The 25,487-nt window shown below is 64.1% G+C and carries 25 protein-coding genes and 1 pseudogene; 11 read left to right on the forward strand and 15 right to left on the reverse strand.

Going from position 1 to position 25,487, the window contains the following annotated elements:
- Nucleotides 1-141 precede the first annotated feature (141 nt).
- Complete coding sequence (locus AC630_RS39295; protein ID WP_074123720.1) at nucleotides 142-2,826, reverse strand: sensor domain-containing protein; 2,685 nt, start codon at nucleotides 2,824-2,826, stop codon at nucleotides 142-144.
- Between the two features lie 205 nt (nucleotides 2,827-3,031).
- Here AC630_RS39295 and AC630_RS39300 point away from each other — a divergent pair, with 205 nt between their 5' ends.
- A complete protein-coding gene (locus AC630_RS39300) occupies nucleotides 3,032-4,135 on the forward strand; it encodes an NAD(P)/FAD-dependent oxidoreductase (RefSeq protein ID WP_074123721.1) in 1,104 nt (367 codons plus the stop codon).
- A gap of 111 nt (nucleotides 4,136-4,246) precedes the next feature.
- Here the strand turns inward: AC630_RS39300 and AC630_RS39305 are convergent, their stop codons facing one another.
- The gene (locus tag AC630_RS39305; protein ID WP_074123722.1) at nucleotides 4,247-4,429 is read right to left on the reverse strand and encodes a YdcH family protein; all 183 of its coding nucleotides are present in this window, start codon (nucleotides 4,427-4,429) and stop codon (nucleotides 4,247-4,249) included.
- 327 nt (nucleotides 4,430-4,756) lie between these two features.
- On the opposite strand from AC630_RS39305, the gene AC630_RS39315 reads away from it, so the two are divergent.
- The 3 genes from AC630_RS39315 to AC630_RS39325 all read left to right on the forward strand — a co-directional run bounded on the left by AC630_RS39315 (nucleotide 4,757) and on the right by AC630_RS39325 (nucleotide 5,700).
- Nucleotides 4,757-4,963 (forward strand): YdcH family protein, encoded by a 207-nt coding sequence (locus AC630_RS39315; protein WP_018641547.1) that lies wholly within the window; start codon nucleotides 4,757-4,759, stop codon nucleotides 4,961-4,963.
- A 117-nt stretch (nucleotides 4,964-5,080) separates the two neighbouring features.
- Nucleotides 5,081-5,299, forward strand: a complete 219-nt coding sequence (locus tag AC630_RS39320) for a hypothetical protein (protein WP_007596256.1) — start codon at nucleotides 5,081-5,083, stop codon at nucleotides 5,297-5,299.
- A 149-nt stretch (nucleotides 5,300-5,448) separates the two neighbouring features.
- Nucleotides 5,449-5,700, forward strand: coding sequence for a hypothetical protein (locus AC630_RS39325; protein ID WP_074123723.1), 252 nt, complete (start codon nucleotides 5,449-5,451; stop codon nucleotides 5,698-5,700).
- 108 nt (nucleotides 5,701-5,808) lie between these two features.
- Here AC630_RS39325 and AC630_RS39330 read toward each other — a convergent pair whose 3' ends face one another.
- On the reverse strand, nucleotides 5,809-6,507 hold the full coding sequence (locus tag AC630_RS39330; RefSeq protein WP_074123724.1) for a GGDEF domain-containing protein: 699 nt from the start codon (nucleotides 6,505-6,507) through the stop codon (nucleotides 5,809-5,811).
- Between the two features lie 141 nt (nucleotides 6,508-6,648).
- Between AC630_RS39330 and purE the strand changes: the two genes are divergently transcribed.
- The gene (gene purE / locus AC630_RS39335) at nucleotides 6,649-7,137 is read left to right on the forward strand and encodes a 5-(carboxyamino)imidazole ribonucleotide mutase (protein ID WP_074123725.1); all 489 of its coding nucleotides are present in this window, start codon (nucleotides 6,649-6,651) and stop codon (nucleotides 7,135-7,137) included.
- A complete protein-coding gene (locus AC630_RS39340) occupies nucleotides 7,134-8,240 on the forward strand; it encodes a 5-(carboxyamino)imidazole ribonucleotide synthase (RefSeq protein WP_074123726.1) in 1,107 nt (368 codons plus the stop codon). The genes purE and AC630_RS39340 overlap by 4 nt, the downstream gene beginning before the upstream one ends.
- A gap of 36 nt (nucleotides 8,241-8,276) precedes the next feature.
- Here AC630_RS39340 and aqpZ read toward each other — a convergent pair whose 3' ends face one another.
- Nucleotides 8,277-8,999 carry an aquaporin Z gene (gene aqpZ, locus AC630_RS39345; RefSeq protein ID WP_074123727.1) on the reverse strand — a complete coding sequence of 241 codons (723 nt, stop codon included), beginning with the start codon at nucleotides 8,997-8,999 and terminating at the stop codon, nucleotides 8,277-8,279.
- A 264-nt stretch (nucleotides 9,000-9,263) separates the two neighbouring features.
- Here aqpZ and rpsU point away from each other — a divergent pair, with 264 nt between their 5' ends.
- Nucleotides 9,264-9,560 (forward strand): 30S ribosomal protein S21, encoded by a 297-nt coding sequence (gene rpsU / locus AC630_RS39350; protein WP_008546194.1) that lies wholly within the window; start codon nucleotides 9,264-9,266, stop codon nucleotides 9,558-9,560.
- A 125-nt stretch (nucleotides 9,561-9,685) separates the two neighbouring features.
- Nucleotides 9,686-10,336, forward strand: coding sequence for a tetratricopeptide repeat protein (locus AC630_RS39355; RefSeq protein ID WP_074123728.1), 651 nt, complete (start codon nucleotides 9,686-9,688; stop codon nucleotides 10,334-10,336).
- A 123-nt stretch (nucleotides 10,337-10,459) separates the two neighbouring features.
- Here the strand turns inward: AC630_RS39355 and AC630_RS39360 are convergent, their stop codons facing one another.
- The 11 genes from AC630_RS39360 to AC630_RS39410 form a co-directional block, all read right to left on the reverse strand.
- A complete protein-coding gene (locus AC630_RS39360) occupies nucleotides 10,460-11,398 on the reverse strand; it encodes a hypothetical protein (RefSeq protein WP_074123729.1) in 939 nt (312 codons plus the stop codon).
- 88 nt (nucleotides 11,399-11,486) lie between these two features.
- Nucleotides 11,487-11,771, reverse strand: coding sequence for a cupin domain-containing protein (locus tag AC630_RS39365; protein ID WP_074123730.1), 285 nt, complete (start codon nucleotides 11,769-11,771; stop codon nucleotides 11,487-11,489).
- A gap of 133 nt (nucleotides 11,772-11,904) precedes the next feature.
- On the reverse strand, nucleotides 11,905-13,002 hold the full coding sequence (locus AC630_RS39370; RefSeq protein WP_074123731.1) for a calcium:cation antiporter: 1,098 nt from the start codon (nucleotides 13,000-13,002) through the stop codon (nucleotides 11,905-11,907).
- Between the two features lie 61 nt (nucleotides 13,003-13,063).
- Nucleotides 13,064-13,864: an alpha/beta hydrolase gene (locus AC630_RS39375; protein ID WP_074123732.1), complete on the reverse strand. Its 801-nt coding sequence runs from the start codon at nucleotides 13,862-13,864 to the stop codon at nucleotides 13,064-13,066.
- 206 nt (nucleotides 13,865-14,070) lie between these two features.
- Nucleotides 14,071-15,468, reverse strand: coding sequence for an NAD(P)(+) transhydrogenase (Re/Si-specific) subunit beta (locus AC630_RS39380; RefSeq protein ID WP_074123733.1), 1,398 nt, complete (start codon nucleotides 15,466-15,468; stop codon nucleotides 14,071-14,073).
- A 39-nt stretch (nucleotides 15,469-15,507) separates the two neighbouring features.
- Complete coding sequence (locus AC630_RS39385; RefSeq protein WP_074123734.1) at nucleotides 15,508-15,825, reverse strand: proton-translocating transhydrogenase family protein; 318 nt, start codon at nucleotides 15,823-15,825, stop codon at nucleotides 15,508-15,510.
- Between the two features lie 12 nt (nucleotides 15,826-15,837).
- Nucleotides 15,838-16,965, reverse strand: coding sequence for a Re/Si-specific NAD(P)(+) transhydrogenase subunit alpha (locus AC630_RS39390; RefSeq protein ID WP_074123735.1), 1,128 nt, complete (start codon nucleotides 16,963-16,965; stop codon nucleotides 15,838-15,840).
- A gap of 137 nt (nucleotides 16,966-17,102) precedes the next feature.
- Complete coding sequence (locus AC630_RS39395; RefSeq protein ID WP_035704696.1) at nucleotides 17,103-17,255, reverse strand: aa3-type cytochrome c oxidase subunit IV; 153 nt, start codon at nucleotides 17,253-17,255, stop codon at nucleotides 17,103-17,105.
- Nucleotides 17,256-17,351: 96 nt separating this feature from the next.
- Nucleotides 17,352-17,747 carry a type II toxin-antitoxin system death-on-curing family toxin gene (locus tag AC630_RS39400; RefSeq protein WP_074123736.1) on the reverse strand — a complete coding sequence of 132 codons (396 nt, stop codon included), beginning with the start codon at nucleotides 17,745-17,747 and terminating at the stop codon, nucleotides 17,352-17,354.
- A 13-nt stretch (nucleotides 17,748-17,760) separates the two neighbouring features.
- On the reverse strand, nucleotides 17,761-17,985 hold the full coding sequence (locus AC630_RS39405) for an AbrB/MazE/SpoVT family DNA-binding domain-containing protein (RefSeq protein ID WP_027545558.1): 225 nt from the start codon (nucleotides 17,983-17,985) through the stop codon (nucleotides 17,761-17,763).
- A gap of 103 nt (nucleotides 17,986-18,088) precedes the next feature.
- On the reverse strand, nucleotides 18,089-20,098 hold the full coding sequence (locus tag AC630_RS39410) for a M3 family oligoendopeptidase (RefSeq protein WP_074123737.1): 2,010 nt from the start codon (nucleotides 20,096-20,098) through the stop codon (nucleotides 18,089-18,091).
- A gap of 127 nt (nucleotides 20,099-20,225) precedes the next feature.
- Between AC630_RS39410 and AC630_RS39415 the strand changes: the two genes are divergently transcribed.
- From AC630_RS39415 to AC630_RS39425, 3 genes and pseudogenes are all read left to right on the forward strand, one after another.
- Nucleotides 20,226-21,722 (forward strand): sigma-54-dependent transcriptional regulator, encoded by a 1,497-nt coding sequence (locus tag AC630_RS39415; RefSeq protein WP_074123738.1) that lies wholly within the window; start codon nucleotides 20,226-20,228, stop codon nucleotides 21,720-21,722.
- 332 nt (nucleotides 21,723-22,054) lie between these two features.
- Nucleotides 22,055-24,290, forward strand: a pseudogene (locus AC630_RS39420) (L,D-transpeptidase family protein).
- A gap of 291 nt (nucleotides 24,291-24,581) precedes the next feature.
- Nucleotides 24,582-25,487: peptidoglycan L,D-endopeptidase MepK (locus tag AC630_RS39425; RefSeq protein WP_245330649.1), on the forward strand; the 906-nt coding region annotated here is incomplete at its 3' end.

Below are 25,487 nucleotides of genomic sequence, written 5' to 3' on the forward strand. Positions count from 1 at the left end.
CGCCATGAAACTGTCGAGAGCGAGCACAGCGCTCGCCATCACTAGAGCCATTTCCGTTCCGATGAAATCGGAACCAGGCTCTAGATTCTTGTTTGACGCGTTTTCTTTGCGCGAACCGCATCCACTTCGCGCGAAAACGCTTTAGCCGGTCTTGAGGGCAAGCTCCATGGTCTCGGCGCGTCCAACGAGGCCGGCATATTGGCCGATCGGCAAGGGCTTGCCGAGCAGATAGCCTTGCACGCCGTCACAGCCCTCCTTGGCCAGGAAGGCGAGCTGATCGACCGTCTCGACACCCTCAGCGATGATCGACATTTCGAGGCCGTGGCCGAGATCGATCACCGCGCGCACGATCGCCGCCGATTGTGGATTGCGGCCGAGATTGATGATGAAGGCGCGGTCGATCTTGATCTTGTCGAACGGGAACGCCTGGAGATAGCTCAGCGAGGAGTAGCCGCTGCCGAAATCGTCCATCGAGATGCGCACGCCAAGCGCCTTCAGCCGGCGCAGCAGCGCAAGGCCGCGGTCGAAATCCTCGATCAGCACGCCCTCGGTGATTTCGAGCTCGAGCCGGCCGGGCGCGAGGCCCGTCTCGATCAGGATCGAATGGACGAGCCTGACCACGTCGCCGTGCATGAACTGCGCTGGCGACAGATTGACCGCGACCTGGAGCGGCTTCGGCCAGGATGCCGCCTCGCGGCAGGCCTCGCGCAAGATCCACTCGCCCATCTCGACGATCAGACCGCTCTCTTCCGCGATCGGGATGAACTCGGCCGGGGAGACCTGGCCGCGCACCGGATGCTGCCAGCGCGCCAGCGCCTCGAAACCGATGATCTTGCTCTCGGCGACACTGGGGCGCGCGGCGCCCTGCGGCTGGAAGGCGAGCGAGAGCTCGCCGTTCTTGATCGCCATCGACAGATCCTGGTGCAGCACGCGGCGATCGCGGATCTGCTGGTCCATCTCAGGCTGGTAGAGGCTGATCGTGCCGCGCGACTTCTGCTTGGCGCGGAACAGTGCCGCACCCGCATTGGCGAGCAGCGAGGCGCCGTCGGCGCCATTGTGCGGGAAGATCGACATGCCGGTGGTGGCGCCGGCGCGCACCGCCCGGCCGTCGATCTGGAATTCCAGCGCGACCGCCTCTCCGACCTGCTGCGCCAGCGCGAGTCCCGCTTCCGGCTGCTTGCCGTCGATGATCAGGCCGAACTCGTCGCCGGAAAGGCGCGCCACCACGCCGCCGCGCGCGGAGTCCTGGAGCCGCTGGGCCACCTCGATCAGGAGCTTGTCGCCGAGTGCATGACCGAAGACGTCGTTGACCTCCTTGAGGCCGTCGAGGTCGACGCAGAGGACCGCGAACTCCTCGCCGGTGCCTTCGCAGGCCTCGATCATCTGGGTCAGCGCCTGAAGGAACGCGGCGCGGTTCGGCAAATCGGTGAGGCCGTCGTGATAGGCCATGTGCGCCATGCGCGACTCGGTCTGCCGGCGGTCGGTGACGTCTTCGTGGGTCTTGATCAGATATTGCGGCTCGCCGGAATCGTTCAGCACGGTGGCGCGGCGGGTGAGGAACAGCCGCAGGCCGTCCTTGGTGGAGATCGGATGCTCCTCGGTGATCATCCCGCGCTTCTTGATCGCGGCCTCGTCGCGCGCGATGATCAGCTTGGCTTCCTTGGGATTGAAAATGTCGGACGCGGTCAGGCCCGTGGCTTCCTCGCGCCTGCGGTTGAGGATCGTTTCCGCGCTGCGGTTGGCGAGCAGATAGCGGCCGTCCTTGACCTGCTCGACGATCAGCGCAACCGGGATGTTGTCGACCACGAGCTCCAGGAACTTCTTGGTGCTCTCCAGCTCCTGCGACAGCGAGCGGCGGTCGGTGATGTCCTCGAACACCAGCAGCAGGAATTCAGGCTTGTTGCTCTCGTTGCGGACCACGATCCGGATCGAGGCCACCTTGCGCCGGGCCGAGCCGCGCTCGACCTCGAATTCGTTGCGATACTGCCCTTCCGGTGCCAGGAGCGCGGCCCGATCGGTCGCCTCGATGCTCGCCGCCGAATTGGGCCCGAACAGCTCGCGCGCGGTCTTGCCGACGACCTGGTCCCGCGAAAAGCCCCAGAAGCGCTCATAGGCGCTGTTGGCAAAGATGTAGCGGCCGTCTTCGATGTTCTTCGCGGCCACGCAGGCCGGCACGTTGTCCAGCACCGTTTCCAGGAATTGCTTGGTCGAGGCGAGCTGCCGCGACAGCTTGCGCTGCTCGCTGACGTCGAGATGGGTCGCCACCGATCCGCCATTCGGCAGAGTGAAATACTTCACCAGGATGGCGCGTCCGTCCGGCAACTCGCTGATCAGGCCGTTCGGACTTGCCGCCTTCTCGTAAAAGTCGTCGGCGGAGACGGCGAGGACCCCGCGCTTGCGTCGCAACTCGAGGATGTCGTGGCCGGTCATGCCGGTCCACAGGTCCGAGCGCGTCAGGCCGTAGATCTCGAGATAGCGGTCGTTGCAGAAGATGATGCGCTGCTGCGCATCCGTCATCACCACGCCCTGGTTGAGATTGTTCATGGCGGAGGAGACGAAGGCGTTGCGCCGCAACTGCGAGCGCTTGCTCCGGCGCAGCGCGGAATGGATCAACAGCGCGATTGCCGCCAGGAACGAGCAGACGACGATGCCCCCGATCAGGGCTTCCCAGATCAGATTGGGGTCGAGATTGCCAAGATAGCTCGGCGGAGCGAAGCTGTCCGACCTCGCAAAGGCGCGCGAAGGCGCGACCGCGCCGGCCAGGCACACGACGGCCTGCACAGCAATCGGAAGCATGCTGCCTACGTGCCAGTCTTTCTCAGCCATCAGCCACCCGCGATTTCAACGTCGGATTGTCTGGCCTCGCGGGTTTGGATCGGGTAAACGCCTGTTCGTGCAATAGAAAAATGTGACGCAAAATCCGGCAATTGCCCTGACATGATAAATGCTTCCTTAACGGAAAACAGCGGCGCGGCCCGTTTCCCAGGCAAGCCGACGCCATCGGCAGCTTCAGCGAGAATCCTGCACAACCATGGATAGGGTCGACTGCGTCGTCATCGGAGCCGGCGTGGTCGGGCTCGCGGTGGCTCGGAAGCTCGCCCAGGCCGGGCGCGAGGTCATCGTGCTCGAAGAAGCCGAGGCCATCGGCACCATCACCTCCTCGCGCAACAGTGAGGTGATCCATGCCGGCATCTACTACCGCGCCGGGAGCTGGATGGCGCGCATGTGCGTCAGCGGCAAGCACGCGCTCTACCGCTACTGCAGCGAACGCGGCATCCCGCACAGGAATTGCGGCAAGCTGATCGTTGCGACCAGCGCGAAGGAGACCGAGAAGCTGCAATCGATCAAGGAGCATGCCGAGGCCAATGGCGTGCTCGACATGCAGTTGCTCGCGGGCGAAGCCGCACGTGCGCTGGAGCCGGCGCTCGCCTGCGACGCCGCGCTGCTGTCGCCCTCGACCGGCATCATCGACAGCCACGCCTATATGCTCTCGCTGCGCGGCGAAGCCGAGGGCGCCGGCGCGGCCTTCGCGTTCCACACTCCGCTGATCCGCGCCAAGGCGACCGCCGGCGCCATCGAGATCGAGGCCGGCGGTGGAGCGCCGATGACGCTGCAATGCAGCCTCCTCGTCAACGCTGCCGGACTCTCGGCGACAAAGGTGGCGCGCAACATCGACGGCATGCCGCTGGATCGGATTCCGCCGGCCTATCTCGCCAAGGGAAACTACTTCAGTTGCAACGCCAAGGCGCCGTTCTCACGCCTGATCTATCCGGTGCCGGAGCCTGGCGGGCTCGGCGTGCATCTGACGCTGGACATGGCAGGGCAGGCGCGCTTCGGCCCCGACGTCGAATGGATCGAGACAATCGACTACGAGGTCGACCCGTCACGGGCCGAGCGCTTCTATCCGGCGATCCGCAAATACTGGCCGACGCTGCCTGACGGCGCATTGATGCCAAGCTATTCGGGCATCCGCCCGAAGATTGTGCCGCCGGCGGTGGCCACGCAGGATTTCCTGATGCAGGGCCCGCGCGATCACGGCGTCGAAGGCCTGATCAACCTGTTCGGCATCGAATCGCCGGGACTGACGTCGTCGCTCGCGATCGCGGATCACGTCGCCGAGCTCGCAAACATCTAAGCGCCGCGCAGATATCTCCGCGTGGTGCGCACCTTCCAGCAGGGATGAGTGCGACAGCTCTCACCCCTGCGCGAAAAGGGTACGATCAACTCTACGATGTTACGGGGGTTGCTAGTGCAGCGTATCGCCAGATTGCTTCAGACGTTCGATCTGGTCCTTGACCAGCAACTTCCGGCGCTTCAACTCAACAATTTGCAGGTCGTCTGTTGAAAGGTGCACGAGTGCTTCGTGCAATTCGTTTTCGAGAAGTTTGTGCTTCCGTTCCAATTCAACCAGATGTGCCTGAATTGTCATTCGAAACCTCCTCGGTAGGGGGTGACCTTAGGATTCGATCCGGACGAGGAAGTCTACATCAGCGATTCGTTCTGTCGATATGTATCCGTTGTCGCACCGTCATTTTTGAAAATTCATATGTAATGAAGCGTGAGTAAGGAACCGCGCTGGAAAAATCCATGATATCAATGCGCTTGCGCAGCGCTGCAGCGAATCATTCAATATGTTGCGGAAGATCGGTGAGCGGGTGTCGCAGATCGCTTGCGATCACGCCGCGCAAGGACGATAATTTCCACAGGGCATCCACAGCCCAGTCTCAAGCCTATCGGTTTTTCGGCCACCGCAGACATGACCCATGAAGATGAGCGTGAGCTTGAAGCCGAGCTCACCCGGTTGCAGCAGGAACACCGAGATCTCGATGCGGCGATCGATGCATTGCATCAATCGCCCGCCCCCGACCTATTGCGGTTGCAGCGGTTGAAGAAGCGCAAGCTGCTGTTGCGCGACCGCATCGCCTTCATCGAAGACCAGATCACGCCGGACATTATTGCCTGATCCGCGAGCGGGCTTTTCGCAACGGCTCGTCGCACGTGAATCCGCTTGACTCGAAAAGAACAAAATAGGAACATTTGGACATCCAACGCCCCCAGGAAACGCCCAAGGACAACGCAGATGTCGGCAACCGCCCTTCTCGACAACAGCCATTATGAACAGGCCTGCGATCAGGCGATTGCGATGTGCGACGGCAATCTGCGCAGCACCATCAAGGCGCTGATCATGGCCAACGAATATCTGGAAGCCGAGCTGGAAGAATTGCAGGCGGCAATTTCAGCCGGCTGCATTCCAGAGACCTCGCGCAGCAAGATGCGGAGCAAGAGCAGCGCCGCCTGAGTTCCAAAGCGCGATGAGATCGCGCTTTGATTCTTTCCGCATGATCCAAGCGCAAACGCGTTCCGCGTTTGTCACGAGGGAAAGCCGGTTCACACTTTGCGTTCATGCGGCCCTTCGGGTCCGGATCATGCCCTACCTGGAGCAACGCCATGTCGGATGTGACCTACTACGTTGCAATGCCCTTTCTGATCGATGCCGACGGATCGCCTGTCGCCGGCGCCGCGGAGGAATGCCAGACCTCGGCGGCTGCGTTGCGGCGCGCAGAGATCTTGTCGCACGGCGCCGGCCACATCGGCGCAGTCGCATTCAGCCGCACCGGCGATCCCATGACCGGCGAATTCGGTGACGCCAAGCTGCTCCGCAAATTCGGCAATGTGCCGGAAGATCTCGCCGCGCTGTAAGGATTATCGTTTGAGCATGATCTTCGCGCAAACGCGTTCCGCGTTTGTCGCGAAGGCAAACCGCTGCACACCTCGCGCTCATGCGGCCCTTCGGGTCGGGATCATGCTCTAGCTGCTGGCGAGGCTGATCCGCGGCTCGTGCCGCCGGCACGCCTTGCGGACATACATGGCTGCGTCAGCCTCCTCCAGCGCGCGAGCTGCATCGGACTGCGCTCCCAGCACCGCGACGCCGGCGGACGCGCCGGCGGTCACGTGCTGGCCGCGAAAGACAAAGGGTAATTCGTCGATCGCCTGCTCGAAGGCCGCGGCCTTCGCCTTGGCATCTGTCTCGCTGAGATTCCACAGCAGCAGCGCGAACTCGTCGCCGCCGAGCCGGCCGACCACGTCCGAGGCGCGGACCTGCCGCGTCAGCGCGTCGGCGATCGCCTTGAGCACCTCGTCGCCGGCGGCATGGCCGAAGGAGTCGTTGATCGGCTTCAGCCGATCGACGTCGAGCACGATCAGCGCGCCGCTGGCGCGGTACCGTTTCATGTAGGCGACGGCGCGCTGGAGCTCGCGTTCGAAGCCGCGCCGGTTCGGAATGTCGAGCAGGAAGTCGGTGTCCGCGGCAGCTTCGAGTTCCGCGACCCGCTGCAAGGCCTGCTTGAGCTTGCTCCGCAAGCCGCGGATGACCTTGGCGTCGCCGTCGGCCGACGCTCCGCGCCGCGCCGGCTTGGCCGGACGCCTGAGGGCGGCTTTGGAGCGACCGGCGCTGGGTTTCCGGCCCGTTTTGGCCTTCGCAGCGCTCGCCCTTTTTGGTTTCTTCATGGGCAACCTGCTCAATGAAGGCTTGCGGGGATTCACCAAGACAGGATAGTGCATTCCCTTCTCCTTGCCACCGCCTTGCGAGCCGCCGGCCGGAACCGTTAATCTGGCCTATCTTTCTGTTTTCCGAGCACAATTGACGTCATGACCGCGCCGATCGCCATCATCATGGGAAGCCAGTCGGACTGGGACACGATGCGGCATGCCGCCGACACGCTTGCAGCGCTCGGCGTCGCCGCCGACACACGCATCGTTTCGGCACACCGCACCCCCGACCGGCTGTTTGCTTTCGCCAAGGGCGCCAAGACGGCAGGTTACAAAGTCATCATCGCCGGTGCCGGCGGCGCCGCGCATCTGCCGGGCATGGCGGCGGCGCTGACGGAACTGCCGGTGTTCGGCGTTCCCGTCGAATCCAAGACGCTCAAGGGCATCGATTCGCTCTATTCGATCGTCCAGATGCCTGCGGGCATCCCGGTCGGCACTCTTGCCATCGGCAAGGCTGGCGCGATCAACGCGGCGCTGCTTGCGGCTTCCGTGCTGGCATTGTCCGACCCGGCATTGTCCGACCGCCTTGCCGCCTGGCGCAAGGCGCAGACCGAGGCGGTTGCCGAGCGCCCGGAGGACAAGGCGTGATTGACGCAAAGCAGGTGAAGCTGAAGCCCGGCGACACCATCGGAATCCTCGGCGGCGGACAATTGGGGCGGATGCTGGCCATGGCCGCGGCGCGGCTCGGCCTGCGCTGCCAGGTGTTCTCGCCCGATCCGGATTCGCCGGCTTTCGACGTCGTGCTGAATGCGACCTGCGCCGAATATGCCGACGTCGAAGCGCTCGAGCTGTTCGCCAACGACGTCGACGTCATCACCTACGAATTCGAGAACGTGCCGGCGGCCGCCGCGATGGTGCTGGATGCGCGCCGCCCCGTGCTGCCGAACCGCAAGGTCCTCGAGACCACCCAGGACCGGCTCGCCGAGAAGGATTTCGTGACGCGGCTCGGCGTCCGCACCGCAGCCTATGCCGATGTCACGTCGGTCTCGTCGTTGCGCGAGGCGATCTTCAGGATCGGCCTTCCGGCCGTGCTGAAGACCCGCCGCTTCGGCTACGACGGCAAGGGCCAGGCCATCATCCGCGCGGGCGACGACATCGCCAAGGTGTGGACCAGCCTCGCCACCAAATCCGCGATCCTGGAAGCCTTCGTACCGTTCGAGCGCGAGATCTCCGTGATCGCCGCGCGCTCGGCCGCGGGCCAGGTCGAGTGTTTCGACGTCACCGAGAACGAGCATCGCGATCACATTCTGAAGATATCCCGTGCGCCCGCGCCGATCCCGGATGCGCTCGCCGAGGAAGCGCGCAGCGTCGCCGGCAAGATCGCGAGCGCGCTCGACTATGTCGGCGTGCTCGCCGTCGAGATGTTCGTGCTCGCCAATGGCACTGGACCGAAGGTGCTGGTCAACGAGATCGCCCCGCGCGTGCACAATTCCGGACACTGGACCCTCGATGGCGCCTCGGTCTCGCAGTTCGAGCAGCACATCCGCGCCATTGCCGGCTGGCCGCTCGGTAAGCCCGTTCGCCACGGCGAGGTCGTCACCATGACCAATCTGATCGGCGACGAGATCCACGACTACGAGAAATGGCTGAGCGTGCCGGGAGCGACCGTACATATCTACGGCAAGGGTGCACCGCGCCCCGGCCGCAAGATGGGCCACGTCACCGAAGTCAGGCCGCCGAAAGACAAGTGAGGGACCGTGGCAACTGCCGCGATCCCGCTTTTGCGATCACGCCGTTTTTGCGCCCACGACGGCGCCCGTGGGTTCGTCGCTGAGCCAGCGATAGATCACCCCGCCCAGCGCGCCGCCGATCAGGGGTGCGACCCAGAACAGCCAGAGCTGTGCCAGCGCCCAGCCGCCGACGAACAGGGCGGGGCCCGTGCTGCGCGCCGGATTCACCGACGTGTTGGTGACGGGGATGCTGACCAGGTGGATCATCACCAGTGCAAGCCCGATCGCGAGCGGCGCGAAGCCCGCAGGCGCACGGCCGTGAGTGGCGCCCATGATGATGAACAGGAACATCATGGTCATCACCACCTCGGTGATGAAGCAGGCGACCAGGCTGTAATGGCCGGGTGAATGCGCATCAAAGCCGTTGGATGCAAAGCCCTTGGTGACGTCGAATCCGGGAGCGCCGCTGGCGATCACATAGAGCAGCGCGGCGGCTACGATCGCGCCGCAAACCTGTGCAATCACGTAGGGCACGATCTGCCCTGCCGGAAAGCGCCCACCGGCGGCGAGCCCGACGGTGACGGCCGGGTTCAGATGACAGCCCGAAATATGGCCGATCGCATAGGCCATGGTGACCACGCTCAGCCCGAACGCCAGGGACACACCGACCAGGCCGATTCCGACTTGCGGAAAGCCGGCGGCGATCACCGCGCTGCCGCAACCGGCGAATGTGAGCCAGAATGTACCGATGGCCTCGGCAGCGTATTTCTTCACGTCCATGTGGCGTCTCTCCTGATTTCCTGGAATTCCGGAACAAAGCTCCGGCCGCCGCCCCGCCAATGGCGCTAAATCTCCCAAATCGGGGCTGCGTGGAGGTATTTTCGCCGCATTTAATGGCCGAACTTGGCCCGAAAACCCGCTTGGCAGGTGGACATCCCGGGTTTTGTCTGATACATCCGCGCCCTCAAGGTTAAGGGCTTGTGCTTTTCGCCATCCCCTTTGACTTACCAGAATTCAAATCCGATCTACTGAAGAGGATGCCGCGTGCAGGTTCTCGTTCGCGATAACAATGTCGATCAAGCCCTCAAGGCGCTGAAGAAGAAGATGCAGCGCGAGGGGATTTTCCGCGAGATGAAGCTCCGCGGACACTACGAGAAGCCCTCCGAGAAGAAGGCCCGCGAAAAGGCCGAAGCCGTGCGCCGCGCACGCAAGCTGGCCCGCAAGAAGCTCCAGCGTGAAGGCCTCCTGCCGATGAAGCCGAAGCCGGTGTTCGGCGCAGGTCCCGGCGGTGATCGTGGCGGCCGTGGTGGCCCGGGTGCAGGTCCGCGCGGACCGCGCTGATTTGCCGAGCTTGTAAGACTTCAGTTTTCGATGACGCGGGCCCTTGGCCCGCGTTATTGTTTTGTGAGCGGTGCCTTTCTGGGACGGGGCACTACCGATGCGGCACCAGCGCGAGCGAACCGTAGATGGCCTCCCCTTTCCCCGAACGCGGCTTGGCGCGGCGTCGCCATCTCCGGCCGCAGCCGCTCGCGTTGGCCTTGATGGGGATCGCACTGTGCGGCTGCTCCTTCGATCTGGGATCTTTGATGCCGGAGAAGGACAAGCCGCAGGAAACACCCAAAGCGGCTGCTGCCCCGGAGAGCGCGGTCAGCGCCGGCAACGTCACCGAAGCCCAGACTCGCACGGCAAAGGCCCAAGCCCTGGCAAAGTCCGGGGAGACGGCGGCAGCGCTGGATGAGTTCAATCGCGCCGTCGGGCTCGATCCCTATAATGCGCAGGCTCTCTATGGCCGCGCCCTGATCTATCAGGGCAACAACGAGCACGATTTCGCCATAGCCGATTTCAGCGCCGCGAGCGGGCTCAACCCGCAGAAGGCCGAGCCGCTGCTGGGCCGCGCCACCAGCTATCTCGCTCTCGGCAAGGTCAAGGAAGCGGCGGCTGATCTCGATGAGGCGTCCGAAGCCGATCCGCACAATGCCCAGGTCTGGACCGCGCGGGGACAGGCCTATGAGAAGCTGGGTGACAAGGCCAAGGCTGCAGCATCCTACAACAAGGCAGTCGCCTTGCGTCCACGCGACGATGCCGCCCGTAGCGGGCTGACCCGCGTCGGCGGCTGACAGCGCGGCTCAGGTCCCGCCTTAGAGCGTTTTCGAGCGAAATGGATACCGGTTCGCGTAAAGAAAACACGTCAAAACAAGAATCTAGAGCCCCGTTCCGATTCCATCGGAACGGAAATGGCTCTAGTCGGGCGTGGCGCCTTTGGGCAGAACCGCGTGGAACATCGACTTCATGCCCGACAACATCTCGTCGGCGACGTTGGTCTTCGGCCGCGGCGTGGCTGCCCCGGCGTCGGCACGCAGATCGAGCGGCGGCGCGATCACCGGGACCGGGATATCAGCCGGCGGCGTCATCCGGTTGGGACCATCATCGCCGATCGAAGCCGTGTAGGGCGGGTTAGCCTGCGACGAGCCGCCATTGCCATAGGCCTCGGATGACGGCGTCGACACCGTGATCGGCGGCGGCAGCGGATGCACCGTCGACGGCACCGCAGTTACGACACGGGGGGCTTCCGGCGTTCGGGCGGCATCCTGCACCGCAGGCTCCGGCGTCCTCTCGACCGACTTGGTCTCAGAAGACCTGGCTTCAGATCTGGCTTCCGCGGCCTTGCCCTCAGGCGATTTGCGCAGCCGCTCGATGGCGGCCCGCGCGAGATCGTTGGCATCGGGGGTCGCGGCCGGGGACGCAGCAGCCGGCGCCGAATTGGCCTCAACCACAGGGGCGGCGGAAGTTGACGCTGGGGTGGACTTGGCGAGCGCCTTCTCACGCGCCGGGGCGCGGCCGTGCGGAGCGGCCTCGGCGGGAGCCACGTCCGCGACCTTGGTCTCGGCCGGATGTTCGGCGGACTTGTCGGCCGGCTTCTCGGCGGCCGCCTTGTCGGTCACGCTCTTCTGGGAGATGCTTTTCTCAGGGACGCCCTTGGCCTTGACGCCGGGTGCCGGGAGGTTGGCAACGTCGGCAGGCTTGCCGTCCTTGCCGGGCTGGGCAGGCGCCACAACGGCCGCAGGGGCATCAGCCGCCGGCCTGGCGTTGATGTAGTGGTTAACAATGTACGCCCCGATGATGGTCGCGAGCACCGAGGGGAAAATATCCATCGAAATTTTAGCGAGGTATTTCAGCATTTCTCGGCCACTCCCCGCGCGATTTGATGCGGGAACTTTGGGGCATTGTAAGGGATCAACTGAGACGGATCGATGGCAAGTCGGCGCCTTACGGCTTCAGTTCAACCTCAAGGAACACGATCTCGGTTGAGGTTTCGTTAAGTACGTCGTGTTGGACGCCGGCCTTGCGAAAGTAGGATTTTCCAGCCGCAAGCTGCGCCTTCGAACGCTCGCCATTGGGCGCCACGATAGTCATCTCGCCGGCGACGACAGGAACAATGACGTAGTCCATGCCGTGGGTGTGATGCCCGGTCGCGCTGCCCGGAGCGAGCCGCCACTCGGTCACCCGAACCTCCTCGTTGTCGACCTGGACCTCGGACTTGGCGGCAAGCATAGGAACCCTCCTAGGGCATGATCCGGACCCGAAGGGCCGCGTTAGCGCAAAGTGTGCAGCGGTTTTCCGGAAAGATCATGCCCAAACAATAACCTAAAGCGCGATGATGATTCATCCCAATCTTCATCGCACTTTAGGGCACGAAAACCATGAACACGTAGACGGCAAATACCACCATATGGACCAGCCCGAACAGAACATTGGTCCTGCCGGTGCCGAAGGTCAGCATGCTCAGCAAGAATGTCAGGAGCAAGAGCGCCGTGTTCTGGGGATTGAGGCCCAGCACGAGCGGCTGATTGAGGGCATAGGTCGCGAGCCCGACCGCCGGAATGGTCAGGCCGATGGTTGCAAGCGAGGAGCCGAGCGCGAGGTTGATGCTCTTCTGGAGATCGTTCTTGCGGGCCGCGGCAATCGCTGAGACACCCTCCGGCATCAGGATCAGGAGAGCGACCAAAAGACCGGCAAAGGCCGGCGGAGCACCGATCTTGGCGGCGACAGCGTCCACCACCAGCGAGAACTTCTTGGCGAGGAGAACGACGGCCAAAAGCGAGATCAGGAGCAGCGCGATGCTAAGCGCCAGCAACTTGCCGGACAGGTGGGCCTCCCCGCCCTCGTCGTCCGCCCTCTCGTGGACGAAGTAGTCCTTGTGCAGGACGGTCTGGGTATAGAGGAACACGCCGTAGAGCACGATCGTCACGAGGTCGACGAAACCGAGCTGAATCGTCGAATAGATCGGCCCCGGCGTCGTCAGTGTGTAATTGGGCATGATCAGCGTGATGGTCGCCAGCGCAATCAGCACGCTGAGATAGACGTTGGCGCCCGAGACCTGAAAGTCTTGCTCACGATAGCGCAGGCCGCCGATGAAGACGCAGAGGCCGACCAGGCCGTTGCAGACGATCATCACAACCGCGAAGACGGTGTCGCGCGCGAGCTCTGGCGCCGGCTTGTCGCCCAGCATGATCGTGGTGATCAGCGCGACCTCGATGATGGTGACCGCCAGCGTGAGCAGCAGTGTGCCGTAGGGCTCGCCGATGCGCTCCGCGATCACCTCGGAATGGTGGACGGCCGCGAACACGGTGCCGAACAGGATCACCAGGAGGACGATCGCAAACAGGCCTCCGCCGGCCGACAGGGTGAAGCCGTAACCGGTCGCGGTCACGATCAGGAACAGCAGCACCGCCAAAGCGGGGAAAATCCATGATGACCGCGGCATCGGTCTGTGTGCGCTCATGCCAACAATTCCTTCAAACAAGCAATCCGATTATGCGCGAGAAGATCGTCCCCGTCAGCCCTCACCCGCCATTGATAAATTGCCGTGCGATCTCGACGACGCCATAGCTGCCGAGATCGTCGTGCCCGCCGCCGGGAAGGCGCACGAACCGCTTCGGCTCGTGAGCCAGCGCAAACAGCTTCTCACCGAATGCGATCGGGATGGTGGGGTCCAGCGCGCCATGCACGATCAGGAGCGGCGCCGTGACCCGTGCGATACGCTCGTCCGAGTGAAACCGGTCGCGCATCAGGAGGCGGACCGGAACGAACGGGAAATGCGAGGCAGCGACGTCGACGATCGACGTAAAGGGAGCCTCGAGGATCAGCTTCCCGACCGGATGCTCCGACGCGACCGCAACGGCGACACCGGTCCCGAGCGAGAATCCCCAGACGACGATCCGCTGGGCGTCATAACGCTCTGTCGCGAATGAATACGCGACTGCTGCGTCGCGCAGCAGGCCGTCTTCGCTCGGCGCGCCGCTGGAGCCCGCATAGCCGCGATAGGAGAGCGCGACGAGACCGGTGCCGTCAGCCGTGATGGCCTTGAAGCGGCCGACGAGGCCCGCGAGATAATCGCCATTGCCGTGGAAGAAGAGGACCACGGCACGGCCGGGCTTCGCCGGCACGTGCCAGACGATGACCTTCTCGCCGTCCGACGTGGTCAGGACATGCTCCTCGGCCTCCGGAAACCCAGCCGCGGCAGGCGCCGTGCGCTCGGCGGTCTGGGCCGGAAACAGGATGGCGCGCTGTTTCACGAACAGCAGGAGGAGACCGGCGAAATAACCGGCCGCAAGGATGATGGCGATCCATTTCAGGAATGTCATCGCGCCCCCACCACTCCACAGTTCAGGGCTTGCGGCGGCTCTCGAGCAATTTGAGGACATCTGGCCGGATGCTCAATGGGATCTCGCGGCAGCCGCACGGCGCGGCATGTGCGGCGTGCAATGCGACACGCTCGCGTGTCGCCTTCTGTGGCATGCGATGGGACCGGTGCCATTCCTTGTTGATGGCCACGGTCAGCGCCCTCGCGTTACATCGCCTTGACGATGTTCTCGGTGACCTTCTTGGCGTCGCCGAGCAGCATCATGGTGTTGTCGCGATAGAACAGCGGATTGTCGATGCCGGCATAGCCGGACGCGAGCGAACGTTTGATGAACATCACGGTGCCGGCCTTCCAGACCTGGAGCACCGGCATGCCGTAGATCGGCGAGCTCTTGTCCTCTTCGGCAGCCGGGTTGGTGACGTCGTTGGCGCCGATCACGAAGGCGATGTCGGCCTGCGCGAATTCGGAGTTGATGTCCTCGAGCTCGAACACCTCATCGTAGGGAACGTTGGCTTCGGCCAGAAGCACGTTCATGTGGCCGGGCATGCGGCCAGCGACCGGGTGAATGGCGTACTTCACCTCGACGCCTTCCTTCTTCAGGGTATCAGCCATTTCACGCAGCGCGTGCTGGGCCTGCGCCACCGCCATGCCGTAGCCGGGCACGATGATGACCTTCGAGGCGTTCTTCATGATGAAAGCCGCGTCATCGGCGGAGCCGAGCTTGGCGGGCTTCTGCTCGCCGGTGCCGCCGCCGGCCGCCGCGGTCTCGCCGCCGAAGCCGCCGAGGATGACCGAGATGAAGGACCGGTTCATCGCGTGGCACATGATGTAGGACAGGATCGCGCCGGACGAGCCAACCAGCGCGCCGGTGATGATCAGCGCGGAATTGCCGAGCGTGAAGCCGATGCCCGCCGCGGCCCAGCCGGAGTAGGAGTTCAGCATCGAGATCACGACCGGCATGTCGGCGCCACCGATCGGGATGATCATGAGCACGCCGAGTGCCAGCGCCAGGATGACGATCATCCAGAAGTCGAATGCGCTGCCGGACAGGACGAGCCCGACGATGAAGAACACCAGCGCCGCGGCGAGCGCGATGTTGATGATGTGGCGGAACGGCAGGATGATCGGCGAGCCGCTCATGCGCGCGGACAGCTTCAGGAACGCGATCACCGAGCCGGTGAAGGTCAGGGCGCCGATGGCAACGCCGAGCGACATCTCGACCAGACTCTGCGGATGGATGTTGCCGGGCGTGCCTATGTCGAAGGCTTCGGGCGCGTAGAACGCGCCGGCGGCGACCAGAACCGCTGCCATGCCGACCAGCGAATGGAAGGCGGCGACCAACTCCGGCATCGAGGTCATCGGCACGCGCCGCGCGATGACCGCGCCGATCGCAGCACCGATGGCGATGCCAACGATGACGAGCACCCAGGCGACGCCGTCTGCCGGCGGATGGTTGGCGAGCGTGGTGGCGACCGCAATCGCCATGCCGATCATGCCGAACAGATTGCCCTGGCGCGACGAAGCCGGGCTCGACAGCCCCCGCAGCGACAGGATGAACAGCACTCCCGCCACGAGATACAAGAATGCAGAGAGGTTCGCGCTCATCTCAGGTCCCCATTGATCCCTTCAGCCCGAGGTGGCCGCTTACTTCGACTTCTTCTTGTACATCGCCAGCATGCGCTGGGTGACAAGGAAGCCCCCGAAGATATTGATGCAGGCAAATACCAGTGCAACGAAGCCGAAGGCGCGCGCCCAGCCCGAGCCGCTCGATACATTGGCGACGCCGCCCGCGAGCAGCGCACCGACCACGATCACCGAAGAGATCGCGTTGGTCACGCTCATCAGCGGCGTGTGCAGCGCAGGCGTCACCGACCACACCACGAAATAGCCGACGAAGACGGCGAGGACGAAGATCGACAGCCGGAAGATGAAGGGGTCGACGACCTGTGCAGCATGCTCCATGGCGATCTCTCCTTACGCCTTCGGCTGGAAGTTCGGGTGGACGACGGCGCCGTCCTTGGTCAGCGCGGTCGCCTTGACGAGTTCGTCGTCCCAGTTCACCGCGAGCTTCTTCTCTTTCTTGTCGACCATGGTCTCGATGAAGGAGAACAGATTGCGCGCGTAGAGGCTGGAGGCCGAGGCCGCGACGCGGCCGGCGACGTTGGTGTAGCCGACGATCTTGATGCCATCGAGATCGACGACCTCACCGGCCCTGGCGCCCTCGACATTGCCGCCGCGCTCGACCGCGAGATCGACCAGCACCGAACCCGGCTTCATCGACTTGACCATCTCGCCCGAGACCAGCTTCGGCGCCGGCCGGCCCGGGATCAGCGCGGTGGTGATCACGATATCCTGCTTCTTGATGTGCTCGGCCGTGAGCGCCGCCTGCTTGGCCTGGTACTCCCTGGACATCTCCTTGGCGTAGCCGCCGGCAGTCTGCGCGTTCTTGAACTCCTCGTCCTCGACGGCGAGGAATTTCGCACCGAGCGATTCCACCTGCTCCTTCGTCGCGGGCCGCACGTCGGTCGCGGTGACGACGGCCCCCAGGCGGCGCGCGGTCGCGATCGCCTGCAGGCCGGCGACGCCGACGCCCATCACGAACACCTTGGCCGCTGGCACAGTGCCGGCCGCCGTCATCATCATCGGAAAGGCGCGGCCGAACGCCTCTGCGCCCTCGATCACGGCGCGGTAGCCGGCGAGGTTGGCCTGCGACGAGAGCACGTCCATCACCTGCGCGCGCGTGATGCGTGGCATCAATTCCATCGCGAAGGCGGAGACGCCGGCGTCGGCCATCGCCTTCAGCGCGGCATCGTTGCCGTAGGGATCCATGATGGCGATAACGAGCGCGCCGCGCTTGTACTGCGCGAGCTCGGACGCCTCGGGGCGCTTGACCTTGATGATGATGTCCGCGTCTTTCAGCGCATCGGCGCTGACGGTGGCACCGGCGGCGGTGAATTCGGAATCCGGCAGGCCCGACTTGATGCCGGCGCCCGGCTCGACGGCGATCTCGGCGCCTAACGCCTTGAACTTCTTCACCGTATCAGGTGAGGCGGCGACACGCGGCTCCGACGGATCGATTTCCTTGGCAACGGCGATCTTCATAGGCCCTCCGGCGACGCGGGACAAAGCGCGCACGCGAACTTAGCGTTACTCCCGCAACGTTGGATACCGGTTTTGGAACCGGCTTGGATGCAAATTTTGTGGGCACCGCCGGCGATGGCGGTGCAGCAGGCGATGGATCAGGTCAGGAAGATCGCCATCAGGATCACGATGAGCGCGACCGAGGCCGTGCCGTACTTCACCAGCTTGATGAAGCCCTCATAGGTCTGTTCGTGGGCAATGTAGTCGTTGCCGTCGGCGGTGGTGTACGCCACTTCGCTATGGTCAGCCATGGAATGTCCCCAGTCGAAAGTCGAATTCTTTGGCTGGATACCGCAAAGCTTCGGGCAGGGCAACGGCACGGATGCGCGGTTTTCCGGCAAATCAGGTCATTTGGAATCCAGATTATCGCGGATCCAGCGCGTGAGGCTCCGCTCGCTGACCTCGCCGGCGGCGAGTGAGAGGATGATGGTCGCGGCCTCCGCAGGATCTGGACTAAACGCAACACCGTTCTTGTGGAGGAACACCATCATCGCCACGAAGGCGATGCGCTTGTTTCCATCGACGAACGCACGATTTTTCGCGAGGCCGAATGCGCATGCCGCGGCGAGTTCGTCCAGCGTCGCCTGCTCGTAGCGCCATTTGTTGATCGGCCGCTCCAGCGCCGAGCGCAGCATGCCCTCGTCGCGCAATCCCGGCGCGCCGCCGAAGCGTCGGAGTTGTCGACTGTGGATTGCGACAGCCTGCTCGTAGGCCATCCAGAGCGGTTCTTCCAGCTCGCTCATTTGAGTGAGCTGGCTACTTTGCGAGTGCCGCAAGCGTGTCGCGATACTTATCCATCACCTCATCGGCGATTTCCATGGTCCGCTCGAAGTCGGGATCGTAGGGCAGCGCCTGGAAGCCACCGCCGGGCAATTCCACGATGTGCAATTGCTGCCCCCGCTTGAGATCGAGCCGCTGCATCAACTCACGCGGCAGGAGCAGACCATCGGAATTGCCGATCTTCTTGATCTCGATCTTCATGGCCTTGCCTCCAGTACGTTATACATATGTATAACACGCCCAAAGGAACAGTTCAACAGATGTATTACGGCCCCCTTTCCCTCGTAGAGGGGCGCTCCGCCCCTCAGCCCATCGCCTCCAGCTCGTCGATCATCCCGGCGATCACGCTGAGCCCCCCGTCCCAGAACTTGGGATCCTTGGCATCGAGCCCGAACGGCCGCAGCAGCTCAGAATAGCGCTTGGTGCCGCCGGCGCCGAGCATGTCGAGATAGCGCTCGGCGAAGCCTTCGGCGGCGTTTTCGTAGACGGCGTAGAGCGAGTTCACGAGACAGTCGCCGAACGCATAGGCGTAGACGTAGAACGGCGAATGGATGAAGTGCGGGATGTACATCCAGTAATTCTCGTAACCAGCCTTGATCTCGATCGCCGGCCCCAGGCTCTCGCCCTGCACCGACAGCCAGATCTCGCCGAGCCGCGTCGCGGTGAGCTCGCCGTTCTTGCGCTCGGTGTGGACCGCGCGCTCGAAGGAATAGAACGCGATCTGCCGCACCACGGTGTTGATCATGTCCTCGACCTTGCCGGCGAGCAGCGCCTGGCGCTGCTTGGCGCTCTTGGTCTGCGCCAGGAGCCGCCTGAAGGTCAGCATCTCGCCGAACACGCTCGCGGTTTCCGCCAGCGTCAGCGGCGTCGGCGCCATCAGCGCGCCGTTCTTCGCCGCCAGCACCTGGTGCACGCCATGGCCGAGCTCGTGCGCGAGCGTCATCACGTCGCGCGGCTTGCCCTGGTAGTTCATCAGCACGTAAGGGTGCGCCGACGGCGTGGTCGGATGCGAGAACGCGCCCGGCGCCTTGCCCGGACGCACCGGGGCGTCGATCCAGCGGTCAGTGAAGAAGCGCTCGGCGATATCGGCCATCTTGGGCGAGAAGCCGCGATAGGCCGTCAGCACCATGCTTCGCGCGTCAGGCCAGGCGATGGTGTCGGTCGCGGCAAAGGGCAGCGGCGCGTTGCGGTCCCAATAAGCGAGCCGCTTCTTCCCGAACCAGCGCGCCTTCAGCGCGTAGTAGCGATGCGACAGTTTTGGATAGGCCGCACGCACCGAGGCGACCAGCGCATCGACCACCTCGCGCTCGACACGGTTGTTCAGATGGCGGGAATCCGCGACGTCCTGAAAACCGCGCCAACGATCGGAGATGTCCTTGTCCTTGGCGAGCGTGTTGGTGATGAGCGCAAAGGTGCGCTCATTGGCCTTGAAGGTTTTCGCCAGCGCCTCGGCCGCGGTCTTGCGCTTGGCGCCGTCGCGGTCCTGCAACAGGTTGAGCGTCGGCTCGATCGCGAGCTCCTTGGCCCCGACCTTGAAGCGCAGGCCGGAAATGGTCTGGTCGAACAGCCGGTTGAAGGCGGAATAGCCGGTCTGCGCCTTCTCCAGGAAGAGCTGCTCGAGCTTGTCATCGAGCTGGTATGGCTTCTCCTTGCGCAGATCCTCGATCCAGGGACGGTAGTGCGCGAGCTCGGCGGCTTGCATCGCGCGGGTCAAAATATCGTCATCGACACGGTTGAGCTCGAGCGCGAAGAACAGAAGATGGGTGGACGCCGCCGTCAGCCGCTCCGACACATCGCCGTAAAACTTTGAAATCTTGGGATCAACGCTATCGCCGGCGTGGACGAGACCGGCATAGGAGCCGAGACGGCCGGCGAGATCGTCGATCGCCTCATAGCGCCGCACCGCCTCGGCGAGCCATTTTCCGCCATCTTCCTTTGCTGTCCCTGTTGCGAGCTTGCCCTTGTAGTCGGTTTCGAACGCGACGCAGTCGGCATCCATCTTTTCGAGATCGCGCGCCACTTCCGGGGCGTCGATCCCGGAATAGAGATCGGCGAGGTTCCACTCCGGAAGCTTGCCGGCCTTGCTCGCAGGCTTGGCGGGTGAAGACTTGGCGAGTGAAGGCTTGGCGAGTGAAGGCTTGGCGAGTGAAGGCTTGGCGAGTGAAGGCTTGGCGAGCGAAGGTTTGGCGAGCGAAGGTTTGGAGGGTTTTGCCGTGACGACGGATTTCTTGGCGACGGATTTCTTGGCTACGGATTTCTTGGCGGCAGATTTGGTGGCTGGCTTGCGGAGAGCGGACTTGGAGCGCGAAGTCATTGTGTGGGAAACCTGTGTTCAACAATCGCGACGGCGGGCGGGGGCACCAAGGTTTAAGAGTGCGTTAATCGGCTTCGGCCAGAGTGCCCCGATTCGAGACAGATAGTAGTAGCGTGCGGGGAACACCATGGCTGCCAGTATTTTGATCGCCGACGACGACGCTGTAGCCCGCCGGCTGGTCGAGAACATGGTGCAGAAATGCGGCTATGAGACGGTCGTCGTGGAGTCCGGCGACGCCGCGATTGCCGCCCTCACCGCCCCCGATGCGCCGGCCATCGATGCCGTCATCCTCGATCTCGTGATGCCCGGCCTCGACGGTATGGGCGTGCTGGCGAAAATCCGCGAAGCTGGCCTCAGCGTCCCCGTCATCGTGCAGACCGCCCATGGCGGCATCGACAACGTGATCTCGGCGATGCGCGCGGGTGCGGCGGATTTCGTGGTCAAGCCGGTCGGCGTGGAGCGGCTTCAGGTCTCCTTGCGCAACGCGCTCAACGCCTCGGCGCTCAAGGGCGAATTGCAGCGCATGCGTCACAGCCGCGAGGGCCGGCTGACCTTCTCCGACATCATCACGCGCGCCGAGGCGATGGCGGGCGTGATGCGCGCCGCGCAGAAGGCGGCTAACTCCTCGATCCCCGTGTTGATCGAGGGCGAGTCCGGCGTCGGCAAGGAGATGTTCGCGCGCGCCATCCATGGCAGCGGCGAGCGCAAGGCAAAACCCTTCGTCGCGGTCAATTGCGGTGCGATCCCCGACAACCTCGTCGAGTCCATCCTGTTCGGCCACGAGAAGGGCGCTTTCACCGGTGCCACCGAACGGCACAGCGGCAAGTTCGTCGAAGCTCATGGCGGCACGTTGTTTCTGGACGAGGTAAGCGAGCTGCCGCTGACCGCGCAGGTCAAGCTGCTCCGCGCGCTTCAGGAAGGTGCGGTCGAGGCGGTCGGCGGCCGCAGGCCGGTCAAGGTCGACGTCCGGATCGTCTCCGCGACCAACCGCAGGCTGTTGGAACGGGTGAAGCAGGGGCATTTCCGCGAGGACCTGTTCTATCGCCTGCACGTGCTGCCGCTGACGATCCCTTCGCTACGGGCCCGGCGCGAGGACATCCCGCATCTGCTCCGGCATTTCCTAGCGCGCTTTGCCGCCGAGGAGAATCGCCCGATCTCCGGCATCAGCGGCGAGGCCGTGGCGCACCTCGCCCAGCTCGACTGGCCCGGCAACATCCGCCAACTCGAAAACGCGGTTTATCGCGCCGTGGTCATGAGCGACGGCGACCAGCTTGGCCTCGGCGACTTCCCCCTGCTCACCTCGCAGCCGCATCCCGCAACGGACATACCAACCGCGCCGCTGATGCTTGAGCCGATCGCGGCGCCCTCGGTGGTCTCAGGTGGTGAAATTCCGATCGCGCCGCTGCCCTTGGCGGGATCCCTCTCCATGCTGACCCCGACCGGCGATGTTCGCGCGCTAGAGGACATGGAGAACGAGATCATCCGCTTCGCGATCTCGCACTATCGCGGACAGATGTCCGAGGTCGCCCGCCGCCTCAAAATCGGCCGGTCCACGCTCTACCGCAAACTCGACGAAGCCGGGGTGCCCGGCCATGGCGGGAAAAGCGGTGAGGAGACGCACTGAGCCTCATGCGAACGAAGGAGCCCCGTGGCCACAAACCCTTCGCATTACGGCGAAATTTGGCTGCGACGTGAACCGTGACTTGGAAGTGACAGACTCAGGGAAAAGCGCGTACCGACAGCGCACAATCCGTTGCAAACGGGCTTTCTTGAAGTCAGTTTGTCGCGAGTTGTCCCGGGCAGCGCTGGCTGCAAAAGCGGGGCCTATGTATCGTCTGCGTATGAATCGTTGCGTTCAGGCGTGCAACTTTCAAGAGACCGGCGCGATCTAGCCGAAGCTCAATTAGGCGATAACGAAGCTGTTCCACGAGGGACAGTTCACCCGAGGGGTGCGAAATGCGTGACTGTTTGAACCACCGTGCAGGCTTTGACCGCGTCTTGATGACGGTCGCGGCAATCTTCCTCACGGTATCGGCCAGCTCAGCCCTGGCGCAGGATCAGGCGCGCAGCAGCGCCGCCGAGCTCGCGATCGAAGCCGCGATCCCGCGCCCCGAGCCGGCAAACGTCCCGCCCCCCGACCGCATCCGACATCAAGCTCGACACCACCGCCACGATCCACGACTCCGCGACAGAGCCTGCCAAGGAACCTGTGAAGGCCGAGGCCGCACCGGCCGCCGACAAAGTCGAGACCAAGCCTTCCGACGTCGCCACCACGCCCGCCACTGAGGCGCCGAAGAGCGAAACGGCCAAAACGGAGCCGGCGAAGACCGAACCCGCGAAGGCCGACACTGCGACCGCAACGCCGGTCGTCCCCGCAGCGCCCGCCACTGCAGCAGCTCCGGCCGAGCCGCCGAAGGAGATCGCCAAGGAACCGGCCGCCGAGCCCGTGAAGGCCGCGAGCAACGTTCCCGCCGCCGACCAGCCGGTCGCCGACAAGCTGAAGGACATCATCGGCGCCAAGACCTCGCGCCATTTCGACCGCAAGAACGAGCGCGCCGCCGTCGAGAAGTTTTACGGTGCACGTGACTTCGCGCCGGTCTGGACCCAGGGCGGCAGCCTGACGGCCGCGGCGAAGGGCGTGATCGCACGGCTGAAGGATGCGGCCTCCGACGGCCTCGACGCGAGCGACTATCCGGTACCGGATTTCGCCGCGGCGACCACGCCCGATGCGCTCGCCGATGCCGAGTTGAAGCTCACCGCCAGCATGTTCGACTATGCGCGCCAGGCCCAGAGCGGCCGCATGCACTGGTCGCAGGTCAGCGCAGACATCCTCTATCCCGAGCATCCGGTCGATCCGAGCGAGGTGCTCACCAAGGTCACGACCGCTGCCGACGCCTCCGCTGCACTCGACAGCTACAACCCGCCGCAGAAGCTCTACAAGGAGCTGAAGGCGAAGCTCGCACAGCTCCGCGGCCAGGGCGACGGCGCGGTGATCGAGATCGCCGACGGCCCGGCGCTGAGGTACACCCCGGCCCGCGGCAGGAAGCAGGCTGAGGTCGTCGTCGAGGATCCGCGCGTGCCGCAGCTCCGCGCCAAGCTCGGCATCACCGAGAACGCCAGTGACACTCGCTATGACGCGACGGTCGCCGAAGCCGTGCGCAAATTCCAGAACGGTGCCGAGATCAAGGCGACCGGCATTCTCGACGACAAGACCGTCAAGGCAATCAACACCCCGAAGCGCGACAAGCAGATCGACGTGGTGCTGGTGAACATGGAGCGCTGGCGCTGGCTGCCGCGCGACCTCGGCGCGCCCGCGCTGGGCGATGCCTATGTCATCCTCAACATTCCCGACTATACGCTGAAGGTGATGCAGCGCGACCAGCAGGTCTGGACCACCCGCGTCGTCACCGGCAAGCCGGGCACGCATGCGACGCCGCTGCTCACCGAGACGATGAAGTACATCACGGTCAATCCGACCTGGAACGTGCCGCCCTCGATCGTCTACAACGAGTACCTGCCGGCGCTTCAACAGGACCCGACCGTGCTCCAGCGCATGGGCCTCAAGCTCGAACAGAACCGCGACGGCTCGGTGCACATCTCGCAGCCGCCCGGTGAAGCCAACGCGCTCGGCCGCATCCGCTTCAACTTCCCGAACAAGTTCCTGGTCTATCAGCACGACACGCCGGACAAGAACCTGTTCGGCAAGGAAGATCGCGCCTTCAGCCATGGCTGCATGCGCGTGCAGAACCCGGACCAGTACGCGTCCGTTCTGCTCAACATCGCCATGCCGAACGAGAAATACACGCCGGAGCGCGTGCGCAGCATGTACGGCAAGAGCGAGATCGACTTGAAATTCCCAACGCCGATCCCGGTGAACCTCACCTACCAGACCGCGTTCGTTGACGATGGCGGCAAGCTGCAATTCCGCAAGGACGTCTATGGCCGCGATGCGACCATGATCAACATCCTGAAGAACAACCGCGGCAAGGACCTCGAGGCCATCGTTGCGCATTCCCAGCCGAGCTATTCGCGCCCGGCAACGACGCTTCCGTCCGGCGTGGCGGTGGCCAACAATGGCGGCGGCTTCGGCTCGTCAGGCCCGAATTTCTTCGAGCGGCTGTTCGGGGCGCCGACCCCACCGCCGGCTCCGGTCGGCCGCCGTCCGCAGCAGCAGCGGGTGTTCACCCGCTGAGGCCCGGCTCGGCCTCGCCGACCTGTTTCCTGAAAATCTGCAATAAAATCAGCGCCCCCATCCCCTGGATGGGGGCGCTTAACGTTTAACCATTCTCCACCTGCCCCCGGGCAGCGGGCGTTTTTTTGCCACACTCAACCGTTTAGGATCGTATCCTGACTTGGTTTGGGGGCGGGAAGGTCAACCTCGAATTAACCTTCTTGCTTTAAGAATGCGTTCATCCTCTTTCGCGCGCTACGGGGTTGGCGGGAGAGTCCATTTTGAACGCTCGTCGACTGGGTGGGCTCTAACGTGCTGACTGGTCTCGCACGCCAATTCGCGGTGCTGTCGTTGTCCCATGCGGGAGTGAAGGCCGGATCCCGGATCGGCCTCGCTTCCGTATTGCTACTTGCCGCCGCAGGTTCTGTTCATAACGCCGCCGCGCTGAACGAAACCAAGACGCTATCCTTCCACCACACCCATTCCGGCGAAGACCTCACCGTCACCTTCAAGCGCGACGGCCGCTACGACGAAGCGGCGCTGAAGCAGATCAACCACTTCCTGCGCGACTGGCGCACCCAGGACGAGACGGTCATGGACCGTCACCTCTTCGACATCCTCTGGGAAGTCTATCGCGACGTCGACGGCAAGCAGCCGATCCAGATCATCTCCTCCTACCGCTCCCCCGCCACCAACGCCATGCTCCGCCGCCGCTCCTCCGGTGTGGCGCGCTTCAGCCAGCACATGCTGGGGCATGCGATGGACTTCTACATTCCCGGCGTGCCGCTGGAGCAGATCCGCTTCGCCGGCCTGCGCCTGCAGCGTGGCGGCGTCGGCTTCTATCCGACCTCCGGCTCGCCCTTCGTGCACCTCGACACCGGCAGCATCCGGCACTGGCCGCGCATGACGCATGACCAGCTCGCTCGCGTGTTCCCTGACGGCCGCACGGTGCATGTGCCGACCGACGGCGTGCCGCTGAAGGGTTATGAGCTCGCCAAGGCCGACATCGAGCGGCGCGGCAGCGGCGATGACGCCGGCGGCAAGCTGAATTTCTTCGCCGCCCTGTTCAAGGGCAAGTCGGCTCCGGCCGCCGCGAGCAGCGACGAGGATGACGAGGGCGCCCCTGCCGTCGCCACGAGACCGTCCGCACCGACCGTGGTCGCCGCCGCAGCCAAGCCCGCCGATCCGGTGCCGACGCCGCGCGCCAAGCCGCAAATC

Origin of the sequence: Bradyrhizobium sp. AS23.2, from assembly GCF_001908185.1 — a bacterium.
Classification (GTDB): Bacteria; Pseudomonadota; Alphaproteobacteria; order Rhizobiales; family Xanthobacteraceae; genus Bradyrhizobium.